This is a genomic window from Paratractidigestivibacter sp., from assembly GCF_052362415.1.
Classification (GTDB): Bacteria; Actinomycetota; Coriobacteriia; order Coriobacteriales; family Atopobiaceae; genus Paratractidigestivibacter.
This window is the reverse complement of record NZ_DAWEMK010000064.1, coordinates 1-1,219: the sequence shown is the minus strand read 5'-3', so window position 1 is coordinate 1,219 and position 1,219 is coordinate 1. Positions and strand designations below refer to the sequence as shown.

At 68.3% G+C, this 1,219-nt stretch carries 2 protein-coding genes; both read left to right on the top strand.

Annotated features, from left to right (window positions below; genetic code table 11):
- A partial coding sequence (gene miaB / locus ACT84W_RS07135; RefSeq protein ID WP_444328707.1) for a tRNA (N6-isopentenyl adenosine(37)-C2)-methylthiotransferase MiaB occupies positions 1 to 1,067 on the top strand: 1,067 nt, incomplete at its 5' end.
- A partial coding sequence (locus ACT84W_RS07130) for an isopentenyl transferase family protein (RefSeq protein WP_444328714.1) occupies positions 1,064 to 1,219 on the top strand: 156 nt, incomplete at its 3' end. The genes miaB and ACT84W_RS07130, both read left to right, overlap by 4 nt.

Sequence of the window (1,219 nt, the reverse complement as noted above, 5' to 3'; positions counted from 1 at the left end):
CCCATATCCCCGCCGCCGACGTCGTCTTCGGCACGAGCGCGCTCGCCAGCCTGCCGGCGCTTCTGGAGGAGGCCTTCTCCGACGACGGAAAGAAGGTCGAGGTCGACACCGAGGAGGAGGGTCGCGGGTTCTCCTGCGACCTCCCGAGCCGCCGTGCCCAGAAATTCCACGCCTGGGTGCCGATCATGACCGGCTGCAACAACTTCTGCACCTACTGCATCGTCCCGTATGTCCGCGGCCGCGAGAAGAGCCGCACCATGGAGGCGGTCGTCGGCGAGTGCGAGAAGCTCGTGGCGGACGGCGTGCGCGAGATCACGCTCCTCGGCCAGAACGTCAACTCCTACGGCCGCAACATCTACGGCGAGCCGAGGTTCGCGCAGCTGCTGCGCGAGGTGGGCAAGACCGGCATCGAGCGGGTCCGCTTCACCTCCTCGAACCCGCACGACCTCACCGACGAGACCATCGCCGCGATGGCCGAGAACCCCTGCGTGATGCCGCACCTGCACCTCGCGGTCCAGAGCGGCTCCTCTCGCGTCCTCAAGGCGATGAACCGCAAGTACACGCGCGAGCAGTACCTCGACCTCGTCGGGCGCCTGCGCGCCGCTATGCCCGGGCTCGCTCTCTCGACCGACATCATCGTAGGCTTCCCCGGCGAGACCGAGGAGGACTTCGAGCAGACCCTCTCGCTGGTCCGCGAGGCCGCCTTCTCGAGCGCCTACACCTTCATCTACTCCCCGCGCCCTGGCACCCCCGCCGCGAAGATCCCGGACGACACGCCGCACGACGTCATCCAGCACCGCTTCGAAAGGCTCGCCGACCTCGTGGCCGAGCAGGCCCATGAGGCGAACCAGGAGGAGCTCGGCCGCGATGTCTCGGTGCTCGTCGAGGGTACGTCCAAGCGCGACGACTCGATCATGGTCGGCCACAGCGAGAAGATGCGCACCGTCCACTTCCCGCTGCCCGAGGGCCTGGCCGCGCAGGATGTCATCGGAAAGATCTGCGACGTCCACGTCGAAGAGGCGCGCACCTGGTACCTCCGCGGCCAGATCGACGGCGACCCGCGATGAGCCTGCCGGGTCCCGTCGTCGCCATCGTCGGGCCGACGGCCTCAGGCAAAAGCTCGCTCGCGGACCATGTGGCCGTGGCGCTCGGCGGCGAGGTGGTCTCCGTCGACTCGATGCAGGTCTACCGAGGCATGGACATCGGCACCGCGAAGACG